Genomic DNA, 22,249 nt, shown 5'->3' with positions numbered 1-22,249 from the left:
GCCCCGACGTCGGGTCGGGACCCCTAGCGGCCCCTAACGCCCCCTGCGGAGCGGCAGGTCAGCCCTCGCCGAGGTCGCGGCGCACGGCCGCGAGCAGGTCGTCGTCGTCGAGGTCGGCGAGCTCGTCGTCGAGGTCGGTGACGGCCTCGTCGTCGGCCTCTGCCCGTCCGCCGTCGAGGGCGGCGAGCACCCGGCGCAGGCGGACCGCGAGACGGCCGCGGGTGAGCTCGTCGAGCGTGGCCGCGTCGACCGCCGTCGCGAGCCGGTCGGCGTCGTCGAGCACCGAGGGCTCCGTCGCACCGACGAGGCCCCCGACGTGCTCGGCGAGCGCGGCCGGGGTCGGGTGGTCGAACACGAGCCCGGCAGGCAGTTCGACGCCCAGCTCCGCGGCGAGCCGATTGCGCAGCTCGACGGCGGTGAGGGAGTCGACGCCGAGGTCGCGGAAGGGGCGGTTCGGTGCGACCGCGTCCGTGCCGGCGTGGCCGAGCACGCCCGCCACGACGCCGCGGACCCCGTCGAGCAGGACACGGGCGCGGTCGTCCGTGCTCGCGAGGGCGTCCGCGAGGCGACCGGAGGTGGACGGCGCCGGGGTCCCGACGGCGGCCTCGGGCAGGTCGGCGAGCACGGGCTGCGGGCGCTGCGCGGCGAGCGCCGGGGCGTAGCGGGACCAGTCGACGTCGGCCGCGACGACCACCGGCTCGTCACCCGCGGCGAGCCGGTCGAGGAGGGCGACGGCCCGGTCTCCGGCGAGCTCGCGGACACCGCCCCGGCGGAGCCGGTCGGCGACGACGTCGTCGGCGGCCATCCCGCCGTCGGCCCACGGCCCCCACGCGATGGTGAGCGCCGGCAGTCCCCGGGCGTGCCGGTCACGGGCGAGCGCCTCGAGGTAGGCGTTGCCGGCCGCGTAGTTGCCCTGCCCGGCGGCCCCGAGGGACCCGGTGAGCGACCCGAACAGGACGAAGGCCCGCAGGTCCGTCCCGTCGGTCAGCGCGTCGAGGTGCCGGGCGGCGACGACCTTGGTCCGCAGCACGGTGGCGAACCGCTCGGGGGTGAGGGCGTCGACCACGCCGTCGTCGAGCACCCCGGCGGTGTGGACGACGGCCCGCAGCGGGTGCTCGTCGGGGACGGACCGCAGGGCGGCGGCGAGCTGGTCGCGGTCGGCGACGTCGACCGCGAGCAGCTCCGCCCGGGTGCCGTGACCGCGCAGCTCCTCGAGCAGCTCGTCGGCCCCGTCGGCCTCCGGCCCCCGTCGGCTCAGCAGCAGCAGCGACGCGGCTCCCTGCTCCGCGAGGTACCGCGCGACCTGCCGGCCGAGCGCGCCCGTACCGCCGGTGACGAGCGTCGTACCCTCGCGCGGGAGGCCCTCGGCCGCGGTCGCCGGAGCGGTCCGGACGAGACGGCGGGCGAGCACGCCGGCGGAGCGGATCGCGACCTCGGTCTCCGCACCGCCGAGGACGGCGACGAACCGGCGGGCGGCACGCTCGTCGACGTCCGCGGGCAGGTCCACGAGGCCGCCGAACCGGCGAGGTTCCTCCAGGGCCGCGGTCCGGCCGAAGCCCCACGCGAGAGCGGCGGTCGGATCGGTCGGGCCGCTGGACGTCGCGCCTCGGGTCCCGACCCACAGCGGCGCGTCGACACCACGGTCACCCAGGGCCTGGAGCAGGGCGGCGACGTCGGACGCGGCGGTGTCCCGGTGGCTCGCCGGGAGGACCACGACCCCGTCGAGTCCCTCGACGTCCCCGCTCAGCGCACGGGCGCGGTCGGCGCCCGGCACCAACGCGGCGGTCTCGACGCGGCCCCCGGCGGACCGGAGTGCCGCCGCGACGGCATCGGCCGCCGGGTCGTCGGGCTCCGCCACGAGCAGCCAGGTCCCGACGACGCCGGGCGTCGGCTCCGGGACCGGGGCCCAGGTCTCGCGGTAGCACCAGGTGCTCTCGGCGGACCGTTCCCGCCGCTCCCGCCGCCACGCTCCGAGGGCGGGGAGCACCGCGTCGAGGGGTTGGTCCGGCGCGACCCTGAGCGTGCCGCTGACCTCGGCCAGGTCCCCCTCCTCGACGGCCGCCCAGAACCGCGCCTCGGTCTCGTCGAGCTCCGGCGCCCGCGGGGTGGGCGACTCGGGCCAGTAGCGCTGGTGCCGCCAGGGGTAGGTCGGCAGGTCGGTGGGCTGTGCTCCGGGCAGGACGGCCCGCCAGTCGACGTCGACGCCCGCCGCGTGGAGCTGACCGAGCGCCTTCATGACGTCGGGCTGGGCCGGGATGCCGTGCTCGGCGAGGCTGCTGAGCGTCCCGTCGGGGCCGAGTTCCAGGACGACGCCGGCGTCCATGGTCTGCAGGGTGTCGGCGAACCGGACGGTGTCCCGGACGTGGGACACCCAGTGCTCCGGGTCGGTGATCGCCTCGGTCGACCCGTTCGACACCACCGGCATCTGCGGCTCGTGGAACGTCAGCCCCGCCACGACCTCGCGGAACTGGTCGAGCATCGGCTCCATGCGCGCGGAGTGGAAGGCGTGGCTCACGGTGAGCTGCTTCGTGCGCTCGAAGTGGGCGGCGACCTCGGCGACCGCCTGCTCGTCACCGGAGATGACGCACGCTTGGGGGCCGTTCACCGCCGCGAGGTCGACCCCCTCGGTGAGGTGCTGTCGGACCTCGTCCTCCGAGGCCGCGACGGCCACCATCGACCCGCCGCCAGGGAGCTCGCCCATCAACCGACCGCGGGCCTCCACCAGGGCGCACGCATCGTCGAGGTCCAGGACTCCGGCACAGTGCAGGGCACTGATCTCGCCGATCGAATGGCCACTGAGAACCGACGGCTGTACGCCCCAGGACTCGAAGAGCCGGAACAGCGCCACCTCCAGCGCGAACAGCCCCGCCTGCGCGTGCTCGGTCCGCGCGAGCAGCTCGGCGTCGTCCCCGAACACGATGTCCCGCACGGGCTCCGGGAACCGCTCACACACCGCGTCGAACGCCGTCCGGAACACCTCGTAGCGCTCGTACAGGTCGCGGCCCATGCCCGGGTGCTGCGACCCCTGGCCCGTGAATACGATCCCGAGCTCGCCCGATCCCGCCCGTTGCGGCGACACCGACCGCAACGCCGTCTGCAGCTCCTCGATCGAGGACCCGGTCACCACCGCCGACCACTCGAACCGCGACCGCGTCGTCACCAACGAGTACGCGACATCCGCGACCGACTCGGTCGGCCACGCAGCCAGGGCCGCCGCCTGCGCCGCCACCGCCTCCGGCGTCCGCGCCGAGAGCACCCACGGCACCGCCGAGATCAGCCGTGGCCCACCACTGACATCCGACGTCCACCGTGTGCCACCACTGACATCCGGCTCCCCGGACACCTCGATCGAGCGTGTCCCGCCACTGACACTGGACGTCAGCCGTGTGCCACCGCTGACATCAGCCGGCGGCGCCTCCAGCACCACGTGCGCGTTCGTCCCACTGATCCCGAACGACGACACCCCCGCCCGACGCGGACGCCCCACCACCTCCGGCCACGGACGCGGCTCCGCCAGCAGCGACACCGCGCCAGCGGACCAGTCGACCTTCGACGACGGCTCCCCCACGTGCAGCGAGGCGGGCAACACGCCGTGCTGCATCGCCAGCACCATCTTGATCACACCGGCGACACCGGCAGCGGCCTGCGTGTGCCCGAGGTTCGACTTGATCGCACCCACGTAGAGCGGCTCACCCGCACGCTGCCCGTAGGTCGCCAGCAACGCGCCGGCCTCGATCGGATCACCCAGCGACGTCCCCGTCCCGTGCGCCTCCACCGCATCCACATCCGCCGACGACAAGCCCCCCGCCGCCAACGCCGCCCGAATCACCCGCTGCTGCGCCGGACCGTTCGGCGCCGTCAACCCGTTCGACGCCCCGTCCTGGTTCACCGCCGAACCCCGCACCACCGCCAACACCCGGTGACCGAGCCGCTCCGCGTCGGACAACCGCTCCACCACGAGGACCCCGACGCCTTCACCCCAGCCCGTGCCGTCGGCGTCGTCGGAGAACGCCTTGCACCGCCCGTCGGAAGCGAGCCCGCCCTGCCGGGAGAACTCCACGAACGCCGTCGGGCTCGCCATCACCGTCACGCCCCCGGCCAGCGCCAGGGAGCACTCCCCGCGCTGCAGCGCCTGCACGGCCATGTGCAGCGTCACCAACGACGACGAGCACGCCGTGTCCACCGTGACCGCCGGCCCCTCCAGACCCAGCGCGTACGACACCCGTCCGGACAGGACGCTCGCCGTCGTCCCGGTCGCGAGGAAGCCCGCCACCTCGTCGAGCTGCGGGGACGCGGTGAGCACGCCCGTGTAGTCCTGGCCGTTCGTGCCGGCGAAGACGCCGACCGCCTCGCCCCGCAGCGACCGGGGATCGCTCCCCGCCCGCTCGATCGCCTCCCACGAGGTCTCCAGCAGCAACCGCTGCTGCGGGTCCATCGCCAACGCCTCCCGCGGCGAGATCCCGAAGAAGTCCGCGTCGAACGCGTCCGCGCCGTGCAGGAACCCACCGGCGTGTGTGTCGGACCGGAAAGCCTCGACGTCCCACCCGCGGTCGGGCGGGAACGGGACGATGCCGTCGCCGCCGACGTCGAGCAGCTCCCACAACGACTCCGGCGAGCTCACTCCGCCCGGGAAGCGGCATCCCATCCCGACGATGACCACCGGGTCGCCGTCGGTCACCCCGACCGGAGCCGTCGTCGGGACGACCGCGCCCGACCCACCCAGCTCGCCGTCGAGGAACCGCGCGAGGGCCTCCGGCGTCGGATGGTCGAAGACCGCGGTCGCGGGGAGCGACAGGCCTGTCAGCCCGCCGAGCGCGTTGCGCAGCTCGACGGCCATGAGGGAGTCGAACCCGACGTCGGAGAACGCGCGGTCGGCCGGGACCGCATCGGACGTCCGGTGCCCCAGGACCGTGGCGGCCCGTTCCCGGACCAGGGCGAGGAGCCGTCGGGGGCGTTCGCCCTCGTTCCAGCCGCGCGGGTCGTCGTCGGTCCGGGGAGCGGGGACGACGGCGAGCGCCTCGACCGCCGTCAGGATCTCGCCCAGGAGGGGCCGCGGGCGGGCCGCGGCGTAGCCCGGGGCGAAGGTGCCCCAGTCGACGTCCGCGACGGCCACCACGGTGTCGTCCGCGGCGATCGCCCGCGCCATCGACCGGAGCGCGTCGGCCGGCTCGAGTGGTCGGACGCCACCGCGGGCGGCCCGGGACCCGACGACGTCGTCGGTCGCCATGCCGCTGCCCGCCCACGGACCCCAGGCGATCGAGAGGCCGTGCCGGCCGGTCGCCCGCCGTCGGCGCGCGACGGCGTCGGCGTGCACGTTCGCGGCGGCGTAGTTCGCCTGGCCCGCCGAGCCGATGAGCCCGGTCAGCGACGAGAAGACGACGAACCGGGCGTCCGGGCAGAGCGCGTCGAGGTGCTCCGCGGCCACGCCCTTCGCACGGATCACCGCGTCGAGGCGCTCGGGGGTCAGGCCGGCGAGGACGCCGTCGTCCAGGACCCCGGCGGCGTGGACGACGGTCCCCACCCGCACCCCGTCGAGGGCCGCGGCGAGGTCGTCGCGGTCGGCGACGTCGCAGGCCACGGCCCGCGCGGACGCACCCGCGGCGGTGAGCTGGTCGACGAGCGCCACGACGCCCGGTGCCGTCGGGCCGCGCCGTCCCAGCAGCAGGATCTCGCCGGCCCCCTGGTCGGCGACCCACCGTGCGACGTGGTTGCCGAGCGCACCCGTGCCGCCCGTGATGACCACCGCGCCGTCGGGGAACGGCACCGACGGCTCGTCGTCGGGAAGCGGGGCGGGGCGGAGCCGACGCACGCGCACCGCGCCCGACCGCAGGACCACCTCGTCCTCCCGCTCGCCGGTCGGTCCGCGCATCCCGGCGAGGACCGCGGCGAGCGTCGACGGGGTCGCGTCGAGGGGCAGGTCGACGAGCCCGCCCCAGCGGTCGGGCTCCTCGGCGGCGGCGACGCGGCCGAGACCCCAGACCTGGGCCGCCCGCGGGTCGACCGTCTCCGCCGCGTCGGCGACGACGGCCCCGCGCGTCACGCACCACAGCGGCGCCCGACCGTCGACCTGCTGCAGCGCGACGAGGGCGTCGGTGGCGTCGGCGGTGAGGGCGAGGACACCGATCGGCGGGGAGGCCGGGAGGTCGCCGCCGGGCGTCACGACAACGGCGTCCGCACCCGCACCCTCGAGCACCGCGACGACCGGGCGTGCCGCGATCGAGTCGGGGGCCAGCACCCACCAGGTGCCGTGGAGGACGGCAGGTGCGGCCGTCGCCGGGACCCACACCTCGTGCAGGCGGTGGCCGTCGAGGGTGCGTCGCCGTTGCCGGTCCCGACGCCAGGTGGACAGGAGCGGGAGCACCTCGTCGAGGGCCTCCCGGGCGCCGTTCTGCGGGCGCAGCGTGGCGGTGAGCTCCTCGAGGTCCTCCCGCTCCACCGCGTCCCAGAACGCCTGGTCGACCGGGTCTGCGGCCGGACGGCGGGTCCGGACCCAGTAGCGCTCGTGCTGCCACGGGTAGGTAGGCAGGTCGACCCGCCGGGCCTCGGGCAGGACCGCCTGCCAGTCGATCTCGACGCCCGCCGCGTGGAGCTGTCCGAGGGCCTTCATGACGTCGGGCTGGGCCGGGATCCCGTGCTCGGCCAGGCTGCTCAGCGTGGCGTCAGGGCCGAGTTCCAGGACGACGCCCGCGTCCATGGTCTGCAGGGTGTCGACGAACCGCACCGTGTCCCGGACGTGGGAGACCCAGTGCTCCGGGTCGGTGATCGCGTCGGTCGACCCGTTGGAGACCACGGGGAGCTGCGGTGCGTGGAACGTCAGTCCCGCCACCACCTCGCGGAAGTCGTCCAGCATCGGCTCCATCCGAACCGAGTGGAACGCGTGACTCACCTGGAGCTTCTTCGTCCGCTCGAAGCGGGCCGCGACCTCGGCGACCGCATCCTCGTCACCGGAGATGACGCACGATTGAGGGCCGTTCACCGCCGCCAGATCCACCCCGTCGACCAGCTGTGCACGGACCTCGTCCTCCGACGCCGCGACCGCGACCATCGACCCGCCGTCGGGAAGCTCCCCCATCAACCGACCGCGAGCCTCCACCAGCCGACACGCGTCGTCGAGGTCCAGGACCCCGGCACAGTGCAGGGCACTGATCTCGCCGATGCTGTGCCCACCGAGCACAGCCGGCCGCGCGCCCCACGACTCGAACAGCCGGAACAGCGCCACCTCCAACGCGAACAACCCCGCCTGCGCGTGCTCGGTCCGCGCGAGCAGCTCCGCGTCGTCCCCGAACACGATGTCCCGCACCGGCTCCGGGAACCGCTCGCACACCGCGTCGAACGCCGCCCGGAACACCTCGTAGGCGTCGTACAGCTCCCGGCCCATCCCCGGCTGCTGCGACCCCTGACCGGTGAACACCACCCCGAGCCGACCCGAGCCGGCCCGCTGCGGCACCACCGACCACAACGCCGTCTGCAGCTCCTCGACCGAGGACCCGGTGACCACCGCCGACCACTCGAACCGGCTCCGCGTCGTCGCCAGGGAGTACGCCACATCGGTTGCCGACTCCACCGGCCACGCGCTCAGGGCCGCCGCCTGCGCCGACACCGCCTCCGCCGTGCGCGCCGACAGCACCCACGGCACCGAGCGTGTCCCGCCCCTGCCATTCGACGTCAGCCGTGTGCCACCACTGACATCCGGCTCCCCGGGCACCTCGACCGAGCGTGTCCCGCCACTGACACTCGACGGCAACCGTGTGCCACCGCTGACACCCGGGGCCTCCAGCACCACGTGCGCGTTCGTCCCCGACAGCCCGAACGACGACACGCCGGCCCGCCGAGGCCGGCCCACCCGCTCCGGCCACTCGCGCGCCTCCGTCACCACCGACACCGCGCCGGCGGACCAGTCCACCCGGGACGACGGCGCGTCCACGTGCAGCGACGCCGGGACCACCCCGTGCTGCATCGCGAGCACCATCTTGATCACGCCCGCCACACCGGCCGCCGCCTGCGTGTGACCCAGGTTCGACTTCACCGACCCCAGCAGCAACGGCTCCGCCCGATCAGGAGCCGCCCCGTAGGTCGCCAGCAGCGCGCCCGCCTCGATCGGGTCCCCGAGCGAGGTGCCCGTCCCGTGCGCCTCGACCGCGTCGACGTCCCCCGGTGAGACGTCCGCCGCCGCGAGGGCCTCCCGGATCACGCTCTGCTGCGCGGGACCGTTCGGTGCCGTCAGTCCGTTCGACGCCCCGTCCTGGTTCACCGCCGAACCCCGCACCACCGCCAGCACCCGGTGTCCGGCGGCCTCGGCGTCCGAGAGCCGTTCCACCAGCAGCACCCCGACGCCCTCGCCCCAGCCCGTGCCGTCCGCGGACTCGGCGAACGCCTTGCATCGGCCGTCGCCGGCCAGGCCGCCCTGCCGGGCGAACTCGAGGAAGGCGCCCGGCGTCGACATCACCGTCACCCCGCCCGCGAGCGCCATCGTGCACTCGCCGCGCTGCAGCGCCTGCCCGGCGAGGTGCAGCGCCACCAGCGACGCCGAGCAGGCCGTGTCGACCGTGACGGCCGGGCCGGTGAGCCCCAGGGCGTAGGAGACCCGACCGGAGACGATGCTCGCGGAGTTGCCGGTCGCGACGTGCCCGCCGAGGTCGTCGGCCGCCGAGAGCAGCAGCGTCGCGTAGTCCTGCCCGTTGGTCCCGGCGAACACCCCGGTCCGCGTGCCGCGCAGCGAGCGCGGGTCGATCCCGGCGTGCTCGATCGCCTCCCAGGACGTCTCCAGCAGCAGCCGCTGCTGCGGGTCCATGGCGACCGCCTCGCGCGGGGAGATCCCGAAGAACTCGGCGTCGAAGTCACCTGCGCCGGCGACGAAGCCGCCCTCGGCGCGGACGGCTGCGTCACCGAAGGCGGTGAGGTCCCACTCGCGGTCGGTCGGGAACGGGCCGAAGCCGTCGCGGCCGTCGCGGAGCAGCTCCCACAGCGCCGCCGGGGAATCGGCTCCCGGGAAGCGGCAGGCCAGGCCGACGATCGCGAGCGGCTCGTCCGACGCACTGCGCCCGGAGACCGTCCCGACGACGGAACCGCCCCCGGCGAGCTCGACGAGACGACCGGCCAGCGCCGAGGCGTCCGGGTGGTCGAAGACGACGGTGGTGTCCAGCGTCAGTCCGGCCGCGGCCGCGAGCCGGTTGCGCAGCTCCACCGCGGTGAGCGAGTCGACGCCGAGGTCGCGGAAGGCGCGGTCGGCGGCCAGGGTGGCAGGGTCGACGTGGCCGAGGACGGCGGCCAGCTCCCGCACCACGAGACGGCGGGCGTGCGCCGGGCGGTCGGCGGGGTCGACACCGGCGAGACCCGTCGCGTCGGCGTCGGACGACGGGACCGAGCGCCGCGCGGCGCGGACCCCGGGCTCGTCGTCGAGCAGGGCGTCGCCACGGCCGGCCGCGACGACCGGCCAGTCGGCGTCGGCCACGACGAGCGCCGGCTCGCCCGAGGCGACCGCCCGCTCCATCGCCTCCACGGCGCGTGTCGGGTCCATCGGCCGGATGCCGCCGCGGTGCAGGCGGGCCCGCACGACGTCGTCATCGGCCATGCCCTCCCCGGCCCAGGCACCCCAGCCGATCGCGGTCGCGGGCCGGCCGGCGGCGTGACGGGCCCGGGCGAGCGCGTCGAGCGCGGCGTTCGCGGCGGCATAGGCGCCCTGACCTGCGCCTCCGACGACGCCGGCGAGCGCGGAGAACAGGACGAACGCGTCCAGCTCGGCGTCGGCGGTCAGCTCGTCGAGCAGCAGCGCCGCGTCGAGCTTCGGCGCGGCCACGGCGTGCAGGCGCGCGGCGTCGAGCCCGTCGAGCACCCCGTCGTCGAGCACGGCCGCGGTGTGGACGACCGTGCGCAGCGGCACGTCGTCGGGGACCGCCTCGAGGACGGCAGCGAGGGCAGCGCGGTCGGTGACGTCGACGGCGGCGAGGGTGACGCGCACGCCTCGCGACTCCAGCTCGGCGCGCAACTCCTCCGCGCCCGGGGCGTCGGGGCCGGAGCGACTGCACAGCACCAGGTGCTCGGCACCGGCGTCGGCCGCGCGCCGGGCGACGTGGCCGCCGAGCGCGCCCGTGCCGCCGGTGATCAGGACGGTCTCCCGCCACGCCAGCGACCCCGCTGACGGCGGGGCGGGCACCAGGCGGCGGACCCGGGCGCCCTCGGCGGTCAGCCGCACCTCGGGCTCGTGCCGGTCGACCAGGACGGCGGGGAGCGCGGTCAGGTCGGCCGTGGGATCGACGTCGACGACGCCGCCCCACCGGTCCGGGTGCTCCGCCGCCGCGACCCGGCCGAGCCCGACCGCGGCGGCCTGCGCCGGGTCCTGCGCGGCTCCCCGGGTCAGCGCGAACACCGGCGCGTCGACCCCGGCCTGCAGGACCTCGAGCAACCGCGCCGTCGGATCGTCCTGCCCGGCGAGGGAGACGAGGATGCCGTCCGGGGAGTCGTCGGGGGTGTCCGTGACCCGGGCACCGGCCCCGGTGAGGACGTCCGCCACCGCCGGGTCGCCGTCCGGGCCCGCGACGAGCCACCACGTGCCGTCGAGGGTGGCCGGCTCGGTCGGGTGCGGCCGCCACACCTCGTGGTGGCTCCAGGACGCGTCGCGTGCCGGGGCGGCGGGCCAGTAGCGCTCGTGCTGCCAGGGGTAGGTCGGGAGGTCGACGCGCCGGGCCGCCGGCAGCAGCGTGGCCCAGTCGGGGCCCTGCCCGGCGAGCTGCAGCCGACCCAGGGCCGTCATGACGTCGGGCTGGGCCGGGATCCCGTGCTCGGCCAGGCTGCTCAGTGTCCCGTCCGGGCCGAGTTCGAGGACGGTGGCGACGCCGTGCTCGGCGAACGCGGCGAGCGTGTCGGCGAAGCGGACGGTGTCCCGGACGTGCCGCACCCAGTGCTCCGGGTCCCTGATCGCGTCCGTCGACCCGTTCGTGACGACGGGGATGGTCGGCTCGTGGAACGTCAGCTGCTGCACGACCTGGCGGAACCGGTCGAGCATCGGCTCCATCCGCGCCGAGTGGAACGCGTGCGACACCGTCAGCTGCTTCGTGCGCCCGAACCGGCTCGCCACCTCGGCGACCGCGTCCTCGTCACCGGAGATCACACACGCGTGCGGGCCGTTCACCGCGGCCAGATCCACGCCGTCGACGAGCTGTGCACGGACCTCGTCCTCCGACGCCGCGATCGCGACCATCGACCCGCCGTCGGGAAGCTCCCCCATCAAGCGACCGCGGGCCTCCACCAGCCGGCAGGCGTCGTCGAGGTCCAGGACCCCGGCGCAGTGCAGGGCACTGATCTCGCCGATGCTGTGCCCGCCCAGCACGCTCGGCGTCACACCCCACGACTCGACGAGCCGGAACAGCGCGACCTCCAGCGCGAACAGCCCGGCCTGGGCGTGCTGGGTCCGCGCGAGGAGCTCGGCGTCGTCGCCGAACACGATGTCGCGCACCGGCTGCGGGAAGCGCTCACAGACCGCGTCGAACGCCGTCCGGAACACCTCGAACCCGTCGTAGAGCTCGCGGCCCATCCCCGGGTGCTGCGACCCCTGCCCGGTGAACACCACCCCCAGCCCACCGGCCGTCGTCGGGCTCGCGCCCCCGCCACGGGCGAGCGCGGTCAGGCCCTCGCGCAGCGCGCCGCCAGGGACGACGGCCCCGTGGTCGAGGACGGCCCGCGTCGTGGCGAGCGAGAAGGCGACGTCGTCGGCCGTGACCCGATCGGCTTCGACGTCGTCGAGCACCGGGAGCAGGCGCCGCGCCCGGGCCCGGAGCGCCTCCGGGGTGCGGGCCGAGAGCACCCACGGCGCCGCATGTGCGAGTGGCGCCTCCCTGACGTCAGGTGTCAGCGATGGACCATCGCTGACACCCGGCGCCGCCTCCAGCACCACGTGCGCGTTCGTCCCCGACACCCCGAACGACGACACCCCCGCCCGGCGCGGCCGCTCCACCGCCGGCCAGTCCCGGGCCGTGCTCAGCAGCTCCACCGCGCCGCGGTCCCACTCGACGTGCGGCGTCGGGTCGTCGGCGTAGAGGGTCGGCGGCAGGACGCCGCGCTCCAGCGCCAGCACCGTCTTGATCACGCCTGCGACCCCGGCGGCGGCCTGGGTGTGCCCGAGGTTGGACTTGACCGAGCCGAGGTAGAGCGGCGCGATCCGGTCCGGGGCCGAGCCGTAGGTCGAGAGCAGGGCGTCGGCCTCGATCGGGTCGCCCAGTGGGGTCCCGGTGCCGTGCGCCTCCACCACGTCCACGTCGGCGGGAGTCAGACCGCCCGCCGCGAGTGCCGCCCGGATGACCCGCTGCTGCGACGGGCCGTTCGGCGCGGTCAGGCCGTTCGACGCGCCGTCGGAGTTCACCGCGGACCCGCGCACCACGGCCAGCACCTGGTGCCCGGCAGCTTGCGCGACGGAGAGCCGCTCCACGAGCAGGACCCCGACGCCCTCGCCCCACCCGGTGCCGTCCGCGTCGGCGCCGAACGCCTTGCACCGGCCGTCCGCGGCCAGGCCCCGCTGCCGGGAGAACTCCACGAAGGCACCCGGCGTCGCCATCACGGTGGCCCCGCCCGCGACCGCGAGGTCGCACTCGCCGCGCTGCAGCGCCTGCACGGCCAGGTGCAGGGCGACCAGGGAGGCCGAGCAGGCGGTGTCGACGGTGAGCGACGGACCCTCGAACCCGAACACGTACGACAGCCGGCCGGACACCACGCTCGCCGCGTTGCCGGTGAGGAGGAACCCGTCCAGCCCGGTCTCGGACCCGAGCAGCGCCCCGTAGTCCTGACCGTTGGTGCCCGCGAACACCCCGGTGCGGCTCCCGCGCAGGGACGACGGGTCGAGCCCGGCCCGCTCCAGCGCCTCCCAGGTGGTCTCGAGCAGGAGGCGCTGCTGCGGGTCCGTCGCGAGCGCCTCGCGGGGGGAGATGCCGAAGAAGCCGGCGTCGAAGTCGCCGGGCGCGTCGAGGAAGCCACCCTCGCGGGCGTAGCTCGTGCCGGGGTGGTCGGGGTCGGGGTGGTAGAGCGCGGCCAGGTCCCAGCCGCGGTCGTCGGGCAGGGGCCCGACCCCCTCCCGGCCCTCGACGACGAGCCGCCAGAGGTCCTCCGGCGAGCCCACGCCGCCGGGGAACCGGCAGGCCATCCCGACGATGGCGACCGGCTCGTCGCCGCCGACGGCCCCCGTCGTCGGGACGTCCTCGACCGGACCCTCGCCGAGGTCGAGCTCGGCGAGCAGGTGCGTGACGAGCGCGGCCGGCGTCGGGTGGTCGAACACGACCGACGCGGGCAGGCGCAGGCCGGTGGCGCTGCGCAGCCGGTTGCGGAGGTCGACCGCCGTGAGCGAGTCGAAGCCGAGGTCGCGGAACGCCCGGCCGGGAGCGGCGTCAGCAGGATCGGCGAGCCCGAGGACCGCGCCGACGAGCCGCCGGACCTCGGCGAGCATCGCCTGGTCGCGAGCCGGTCCGGCGAGCGCCCGCAGCCGGGCGACCAGCCCCTCCTCGGCGTTCCCGACGGCGGGGGTGGTCGCCTCGGGGATCTCGGCGACGAGCCCGGCGAGGCCGGCCTCGGTGTAGGCGCCGGCCAGGTGCTCCCAGCGCAGGTCGGCGACGACGGCGTGCGGCTCGGACGACCCGAGGACCACCTCCAGCGCGTCGAGCGCCGGCTCGGGATCCATGAGCCCGACCCCGCGGGCGAGCCGAGCGCCGTCCCCGGCGACGGCCTCGGCGAGCCCGCCGCCGCCCCAGGCGCCCCAGGCGATCGCGGTGCCGCGCTCGCCGTCAGCGTGGCGGCGGGCGACGAGCGCGTCGAGGGCGGCGTTCGCGGCCGCGTACACCCCCTGGCCGGCGTTGCCGAGGGTGCCGGCGGCGGAGGAGAACGCCAGGAACCAGCGCGCGTTGGCCTCCCGGGCGACCTCGTCCCACACCCGGGCCCCGTCGACCTTCGGCCGCCACACCGGTGCCCACGAGTCGGGGGTGAGCCCGTCGAGGACGCCGTCGGCGACGACCCCGGCCGCGTGCACGACGCCGCTGAGCGGACGGTCGGCGGGCAGGTCGGCGACGACGGCCCGGGCCGCGTCGAGGTCCGCCGCGTCGGCGGCGACGACGCTGACCCGGGGATCGTCCGCGAGGTCGCCGGGCGCCTCGCCGCCGGAGCGGGAGAGCAGGGCGACGTGCGCCGCACCCTGCTCGAGCAGCCGCCGCGCGACCCGCGCGCCGAGGGCCCCGGTCCCCCCGGTCACGACGATCGTGCCCTCGGTCGGGATCCTCGGCGTCCCGGGGTCCTCCGCCGGCGCCGTGGGCCGGAGCCGGCGGGCGAGCACGGTCGTGCCGCGCAGGGCCAGCTCCCGCTCGTCGTGCCCGGCGGCGAGGGCGCCGACGAGCGCGTCGACGGTGTCCGGGTCGGCATCGTCGGTGACGTCGAGGGCGCCTCCCCACCGGGCGGGGTCCTCGAGGGCGACGACCCGGCCGAGCGCCCAGACCGCGGCGGAGAGGGGGTCCGGTGCGGCGTCGTCGGCGGTGACCGTGACGGCCCGCTGGGTCAGGACGACGAGCCGGCCCGGCGCCCCGAGGTCGCCGAGGGCCTGGACGAGCGCGACGACCCCCTGCAGGGCGTCGGGGTGGTCGGTGGGGGTGCACGGACCGGCGTCGAGATCGAGGAGGACGGGGGCGCCCTCGCGCAGGACGTCGCCGTGCGGCTCCAGGCGGGCCCGGGCCTCAGCGCGGTCGCGGCAGTCGGAGAGGTCGACGGTGTGGTCGCCCCAGCCGGTGCGGACGGGTGCCGTCGCGTCCGCGCGCACGGGAGGGACGGCCACGGGCGCCCAGGCGACCCGATAGCGCCACGACCCCGTCGCGGCGTGGCGCCTCGCGAGCCGGTGCCGGGCGGCGCGCGCGGCGACGATCGCGTCGAGGTCGGCGTCGGCCTCCAGCCCGAGCCCGGTCGCGAGACCGGCCAGGTCGCCGCGTTCGACGGCGTCCCAGAAGTCGTCGTCAGCGGCCGTGACGTCGGCGGCGGGGGTGGCCGGGTCGAGCCAGTAGCGGCGGTGGTCGAAGGCGTAGGTCGGCAGGTCCTTCACCGGGGTCGCCTCGCCGATCACGGTGTCCCAGTCCGGCGTGACTCCGCGGACGTGCAGCGCTCCCAGTGCCAGCAGCGCCTGCCGGCGGGTGCCGTGGTCGCGGCGGAGCGTTCCGACGACGAGCGCGTCGGGGGCGGTGTCGCCCACCGCGCCGGTCAGTACCGGGTGCGGGGAGACCTCCACGAAGACGTCGTGGCCCTGCTCGACGAGAGCCTCGACGGCCTGCTGGAGCTGGACCGGCCGGCGAAGGTTCTCCGCCCAGTACCCGGCGTCCATCGCTGCGGTGTCCAGCAGCTCGCCGCGGACCGTGGAGAACAGTGGGATGGTGCTGCTCGCGGGGCTCAGCCCGTCCAGCTCGCTGGCGATGGTGTCGACGACCGCGTCCACGTGCTGCGAGTGCGACGCGTAGTCCACCGCGATCCGCTTGGCTTCAACCGGGCAGGCGGCGATGAACTGCTCGACCGCGGCGACATCACCCGAGATCACGGTGGACGCCGGGCCGTTGACCGCCGCGACCGACAGGCCGTCCGTCAGCTGGACCTGCTCGGCGGGCAGCGGCACCGACGCCATCGCGCCGTGCCCCGCCAGGTGCTCACGGATCACCGTCGCGCGCCGCGCCACCACCCGGGCGCCCTGCTCGACGCTCAGCCCACCCGCGACGACCGCGGCGGCGATCTCACCCTGCGAGTGGCCCACCACGGCCGAGGGGTGCACACCCCACGACGCCCAGAGCTTCGCCAGGGCGACCATCACCGCCCACGACGCACACTGCACCCCCACCACATCGAACGACTCATCCGAACCGTCGAGCAGCGCTGCCTGCAGGTTCCAGCCCAGGTGGGATTCCAGGGCGGTGCAGCACTCGGCCAGCGCGTCGGCGAACACCGGCTCCTCGGCATGCAGCGCGGTAGCCATGCCCACCCACTGCGCCCCCTGCCCCGGGAACACGAACACCGGACCCGAAGCCGGGCCGGCCTCACCAGACACCAGGGTCGCCGCCGGCTCACCCGCAGCCAGCGCATCCAACCCCGCCAGCAGCTCGTCCCGGTCCCCGACCACCACCGCCCGACGCTCGAAACGCGACCGACCCACCAACCCCGCCGCCACGCCCGACGTCGAGAACCCGCCGTTGCTCCGGGCCCACGAAGCGAGCCGCCGCGCCTGATCGGCCAGCGCCCCCGCCGACCGCGCCGAGAGCACCCACGGCTGCACCAGCCGTGGCCCACCACTGACACCCAATGGCAGCCGTGTGCCACCACTGACATCCGGCTCTCCACCGTCGGCCAGTGGCCGTGTCCCGTCGCTGACACTCGACGGCAGCCGTGTGCCACCGCTGACACCCGGCGCCGACTCCAGCACCACGTGCGCGTTCGTCCCGGAGATCCCGAACGACGACACCGCCGCCCGCCGCGGACGGTCACCGACCTCCGGCCACTCCCGGGCCGACCCGAGCAGCGACACCGCGCCCTCGGACCACTCCACGTGCGGCGACGGCTCGTCGACGTGCAGCGTCGCCGGCAGCACCCCGTGCCGCAGCGCCTCCACCATCTTGATCACGCCCGCGACACCCGCCGCAGCCTGGGTGTGGCCCATGTTCGACTTCACCGAGCCCAGCCACAGGGGGTCGGTCCGCTCGACGGCGCCGTAGGTGGCCTGCAGGGCCTGGGCCTCGATCGGGTCGCCGAGCTGCGTGCCGGTGCCGTGCGCCTCCACCGCGTCCACGTCGGCCGGCGTCAGGCCGCCCGAGGCCAGGGCCGCCCGGATGACCCGCTGCTGCGACGGGCCGTTCGGCGCGGTCAGCCCGTTCGACGCCCCGTCCTGGTTCACCGCCGAACCCCGCACCACGGCCAGGACCTCGTGCCCGAGCCGCTCCGCGTCCGACAGCCGCTCCACCAGCAGCATCCCGACGCCCTCGGCCGGCCCGAACCCGTCGGCACCCGCCCCGAACGCCTTGCAGCGACCGTCGGCGGCCAGGCCGCGCTGGCGGGAGAACGCGACGAGCACCGACGCGTCGGGCATCACCGTGACCCCGCCCGCGACGGCGAGCGAGCACTCCCCCGCGCGCAGGGCCCGCACCGCGAGGTGCAGCGTGACCAGCGACGACGAGCACGCCGTGTCCACCGTCAGCGCCGGGCCCTCCCACCCGAAGGCGTAGGAGAGCCGTCCGGAGACGACGCTGGTGGCGCTGCCGGTGAGCAGGTGGCCCTCGAGCCCGCCGGGCACCTCGAACGCCTGCCCGCCGTAGCCGGAGGACGCCGCCCCGACGAAGACGCCAGTGTCGGTCCCGCGCAGGGACACGGGGTCGATGCCGGCCCGCTCGACGGCCTCCCACGTCGTCTCGAGCAGCAGCCGCTGCTGCGGGTCCATCGCCAGCGCCTCGCGCGGGGAGATGCCGAAGAACCCGGCGTCGAACCCGGTCGCGCCGTCGAGGAACCCGCCCTCGCGGACGTAGCTGGTGCCCTCGTGGTCGGGGTCGGGGTCGTAGAGCCGGTCGAGCTCCCAGCCGCGGTCGGTGGGCAGGGGCCCGACGACGTCGCGGCCGGCGGCGACCACGTCCCACAGTGCGTCCGGCGAGTCGACGCCGCCGGGGTAGCGGCAGGCCATCCCGACGATCGCGATCGGCTCGGACGCCGCGTGCTCGACCTCGCGGAGCCGGTCGCCGGTGGCGGTGAGCTCCGCGGTGACACGCTTGAGGTAGTCGCGCAGCTTCTGTTCGGTCGCGGTCCGGGTCTCACCGGTCGGCCGGTCGTTCGCCATGGCGGGCTCCACTCGAGGGATCAGTCGCCGAGCTTCTGGTCGATGAAGTCGAAGAGGTCGTCGTCGGAGGCGTCCGAGAGCTGCTCGGCGACGCGGGCGGTCGCGGCGTCCGGCCGGCTCTCGGTCCAGGCCTCGACGAGGGCGCGCAGCCGGAGCGTGACCGCGTCCCGGGCCGCCTCGTCGGGGGCGATCCCGACGACGTCGTCGCTGGTCAGGGCGGCCAGCGCCGCCTCGAGACCGGCGATGCGGCCGTCGAGCGAGGACGGCTCCTCCGCGGGCTCCGGGGCGTCGCCCGGGTCGATCCGCGCGAGGACCTCGCCGGCGAGCGCGGATGGGGTGGGGTGGTCGAACACGGCGGTCGCGGGCAGCCGGAGCCCGGTGGCCGCACCGAGGCGGTTGCGGAGCTCGACCGCGGTGAGCGAGTCGAACCCGAGGTCGGAGAACGCGGCACCGGCCTCGAGCCGACGTGGGTCGTCGTGCCCGAGCACCGCGGCGACGTGGGCGCGGACGACCTCGAGGACGACACCGTGGCGCTCGTCGGCCGGGGTTCGGGCGAGCCGGGCGGCGAGGTCGTCGGTCGAGTCGGTCCCGGCCGCCGCCCGTCGGCGAGCCGGGGCCCGCACGCTCGTGAGGTCGGCGAGCAGGGGCGGGAGGGTGCCCGCCCGGGCGTGGGCGGCGAGCGCGCCGCGGTCGAGCGCGGCAGGGACGAGGACCACGTCGGGCAGCTCGAGCGCCGCGTCGAACAAGGCCATGCCGGCGTCGGCGGACAGCCCGACGACCCCGCCGCGCGCCATGCGGGTGCGGTCCGCATCGGTGAGGTGACCGGTCATTCCGCCGTCGACGTCCCACAGGCCCCACGCGAGCGAGCGGCCCGGCAGCCCGCGCCGGGCCCGCCCTCGCGCCCAGGCGTCCAGGGCGACGTTGGCGGCCGCGTAGGACGCCTGGCCGGGACCGCCGCTGATGCCGGCGTAGCCCGAGTACGCGACGAAGAACGCGAGGTCGGCGTCGACGGTCGCGGCCTCCAATGCCGCCACCGCGTCCAGCTTCGCCGCCACCACCGCGTCGACCCGCTCCGGGGTCAGCGACCCGACCACCCCGTCGTCGAGGGTCCCGGTCGCCGCCACGATGCCCACCACCGGACGACCCAGGTCGGCGACCAGACCGGCCACCGCCGCCCGGTCGGTGACGTCGCACGCCACGACCTCGACGGCCGCACCCGCGGCCCGCAGGTCGTCGAGCAGGGCGTCGTCCACCCGGCCCGAGCGGCTGAGCAGGACCACGTCGGAGACCCCGTGGCGCTCGACCAACCGTCGTGCGGCGAGCGCACCGAGTGTCCCGGTGCCGCCCGCGACCAGCACCGCCCCGTCGTCGGGAACGGCCTGCGGGATCGTCAGGACCACCTTGCCCACGTGCCGGGCCTGGGAGACGAACCGGAAGGCCTCCCGTGCCTCCCGCACGTCCCACGCGGTGACGGGGAGCGCGCCCTGCGCGGCCATCACGTCCCCCACCGTCCGGAGGATCTCGCCGAGCCGGGCGGTGCCCGCGTCGTTGACGTCGAAGGCGCGGTAGGTGACTCCGGCGACCGTGGCGGGGTCGCGGACGTCGGTCTTGCCCATCTCGAGGAACACGCCGCCGGGGCGCAGGCAGCGCAGCCCGGCGTCGACGAGGTCGCCGGCGAGCGAGTCGAGGACGACGTCGACGCCCTCGCCCGCGGTGGCCGCGTGCACCATCGCCTCGAAGGACGCGTCGCGCGAGGACGTGATCTCGTCCTCGGCGAACCCCATCCCCCGCAGCACCGGCCACTTCGCCGGTGATGCCGTGGCCAGCACCCGCGCACCGAGCGAGCGGGCGAGGTGGACCGCGGCCGTCCCGACGCCGCCGGTCGCCGCGTGCACCAGCACCGTCTGTCCGGCGGCGAGCCCGCCCAGGTCGACGAGCGCGTGGTAGGCGGTGGTCCAGGCGACGGGCGCCGCGGCGGCCTCGGCGAAGGACCAATCGGTGGGCATCGGGACGAGCAGGCGGTGATCGGCGATGGACGTCGGGCCGAAGGAGCCTCCGACGATGCCCGTGACCTGGTCGCCGACGGCAAGGTCGTCGACGTCCGCGCCGACCTCGACGACCACGCCGGCCGCCTCGCCGCCCATCGCGACCTGCCCGGGGTAGAGGCCGAGGGCCAGCATGACGTCGCGGAAGTTGACCCCGGCCGCGCGCACCGCGACCCGGACCTCGTCGGCCGCCAGGGGACGGTCGAGGTCGGGGGCGGCGAGCAGGTCGAGGGCGTCGATCGTGCCGGGGTCGGTGCTCTCCAGGCGCCAGGCGGCGACGTCGGGTGGGGTGAGGGTGTCGGCCGGGGCGTCGGCGGACAGGCGCAGCCGGTGCACCGCCCCGTCGCGCAGGGCGAGCTGCGGTTCGCCGGAGGCGAGCGCGGCCGGGAGCGCTGCGAGCGAGGCGTCGCTGCCGTCGGTGTCGACGAGGACGAGGCGGTCGGGGGCCTCGGTCTGGGCCGAGCGGACCAGGCCCCAGACGGCCGCGGCCGGTTCGTCGGGAGCGTGGCCGGTGTCGGGTCCGACGGCGCCGCGGGTCACAACGACCAGCCGACGGCCGTCGTCCTCGCGGTCGAGCCAGTGCTGCACGAGGGCGAGCGCGTCGTGGAGGGTCGCGTGGGTGGCCTCGGGGTCGCGGTGCGCTCCGCCGCGGCCGACGGCGACGAGGACGTCGGTGGTGGCGGACCCGAGGTCGTCGACGACCGGGTGCGCGCCGAGGCGGCCGTCGGCGTCGTCGCCGTACCGGGCGAGTGCGGACGCCGCGTCCCCGTCCGTCTCGAGGACCGGCCACGCGAGCCGGTACAGCGCACCGGTCCCCGGGGTCGCGGTCGGGGTGGCCGCGGCCCGCAGGACGAGCGAGTCCACGGAGAGGACGGGGGCGCCGGAGGGGTCGGTGGCGTGGACGGAGACACCGTCGTCGCCGGTCGGGCGCAGCGTGACGCGGAGGGCCGTGGCTCCCGTGGCGTGCACCCGGACCCCGCTCCAGCTGAAGGGCAGGCGGGGTCGCGGGTCGTCGCCGTCCGCACCGGCCGCGAGGGCGTGCAGGGCGGCGTCGAGCAGCGCCGGGTGGACGCCCGCCCAGCCGGCGGCCTCGGCCCCGTCGGGCAGCGTGACCTCGGCGTGGAGGGTGTCGCCGTCGCGCCACACCGCGTCCAGCCCGCGGAAGGTCGGCCCGTACTCCAGGCCCGCGAGGGCCAGCCCGTCGTACAGGGCGTCGGCGTCCACGACCTCGGCCGCCGGCGGCCAGGGGCCGGTCACCGGGGTGGGCGGCTCGACGGGGGTGGTGCCGAGGACCCCGTCGGCGTGGCGGGTCCAGGCGTCGGGGTCGTGCTCCGGGCGGGAGTGGACGCCCACGTGCGCACGCCCGTCCCCGTCCGGCTCGACGTCGACCTGGACCACGACGGCCCCGTCGAGGACGAGCGGGGCGTGCAGGGTGAGCTCCTCGACGGCGGTCGCGCCGATCTCGTCGCCGGCGCGCACGGCCAGCTCCAGCAGGGCGGTGCCCGGGACGAACACCCGCCCGCCGACCACGTGGTCGGCGAGCCAGGCCTGGGCCCCGGCGGTCGAGATCCGGCCGCTGAGCACGACGGCGTCCCGCCCGGCCAGCCCGACCGCGGCGGCCACCAGCGAGTGCGCCGTGTCGGTCATGCCGGCGGCGGTGACGTCGCCGGCGCCCGGGGCGGGGCGAGGCCAGAACCGGCGGTGCTCGAAGGCGTAGGTCGGCAGGTTCTTCACCGGGGTCGCCTCGCCGATCACGGCGTCCCAGTCCGGCGTGATGCCGCGAACGTGCAGCGCTCCCAGTGCCAGCAGGGCTTGCTGGCGGGTGCCGTGGTCACGGCGCAGCGTCCCGACGACGAGCGCGTCCGGGGCGGTGTCCCCCACTGCGCCGGTGAGCACCGGGTGGGGTGAGACCTCGACGAAAATGTCGTGGCTCTCGGCGGCCAGGGCTTCGATCGCCTGCTGCAGCTGGACGGGGCGGCGGAGGTTCTCCGCCCAGTAGCCCGCGTCCATCTGCTCGGTGTCGAGGAGCTCGCCGCGGACGGTGGAGAACAGTGGGGTGGTCCCCGCCGCCGGGGTCAGCCCATCGAGTTCAGAGACGATCATGTCCATGACCGCGTCGACGTGCGCGGAGTGCGACGCGTAGTCCACCGCGATCCGCTTCACCTCGACCGGGGAGTGCGCGATGAACGCCTCGACCGCGTCGACGTCACCGGACACCACGGTGCTGGCGGGCCCGTTGATGGCCGCGATCGAGAGCCCGTCGGGGAGCTCGAGCTCGGCCGCGGGCAGCGGCACCGAGGCCATCGCGCCGTGCCCGGCCAGGTGCTCGCGGATGACGGTCGCGCGCCGTGCGACGACCCGCGCGCCCTGCTCCACCGTGAGCCCACCG

2 protein-coding genes are annotated in these 22,249 nt (G+C 76.0%); both read right to left on the bottom strand.

The features are described from left to right. Positions 1 to 58 precede the first annotated feature (58 nt). Positions 59 to 17,827 carry a type I polyketide synthase gene (locus tag WCD74_RS23260; protein WP_444876350.1) on the bottom strand — a complete coding sequence of 5,923 codons (17,769 nt, stop codon included), beginning with the start codon at positions 17,825 to 17,827 and terminating at the stop codon, positions 59 to 61. An 8-nt stretch (positions 17,828 to 17,835) separates the two neighbouring features. Beyond that, the coding region (locus WCD74_RS23255) for an SDR family NAD(P)-dependent oxidoreductase (RefSeq protein WP_337697271.1) at positions 17,836 to 22,249 on the bottom strand (4,414 nt) is incomplete at its 5' end.

Source organism: Actinomycetospora aurantiaca, from assembly GCF_037401875.1.
GTDB classification, from domain to species: domain Bacteria; phylum Actinomycetota; class Actinomycetes; order Mycobacteriales; family Pseudonocardiaceae; genus Actinomycetospora; species Actinomycetospora aurantiaca.
The sequence above is the reverse complement of the archived record's forward strand: the minus strand, read 5'-3'. Positions and strand labels throughout refer to the sequence as shown.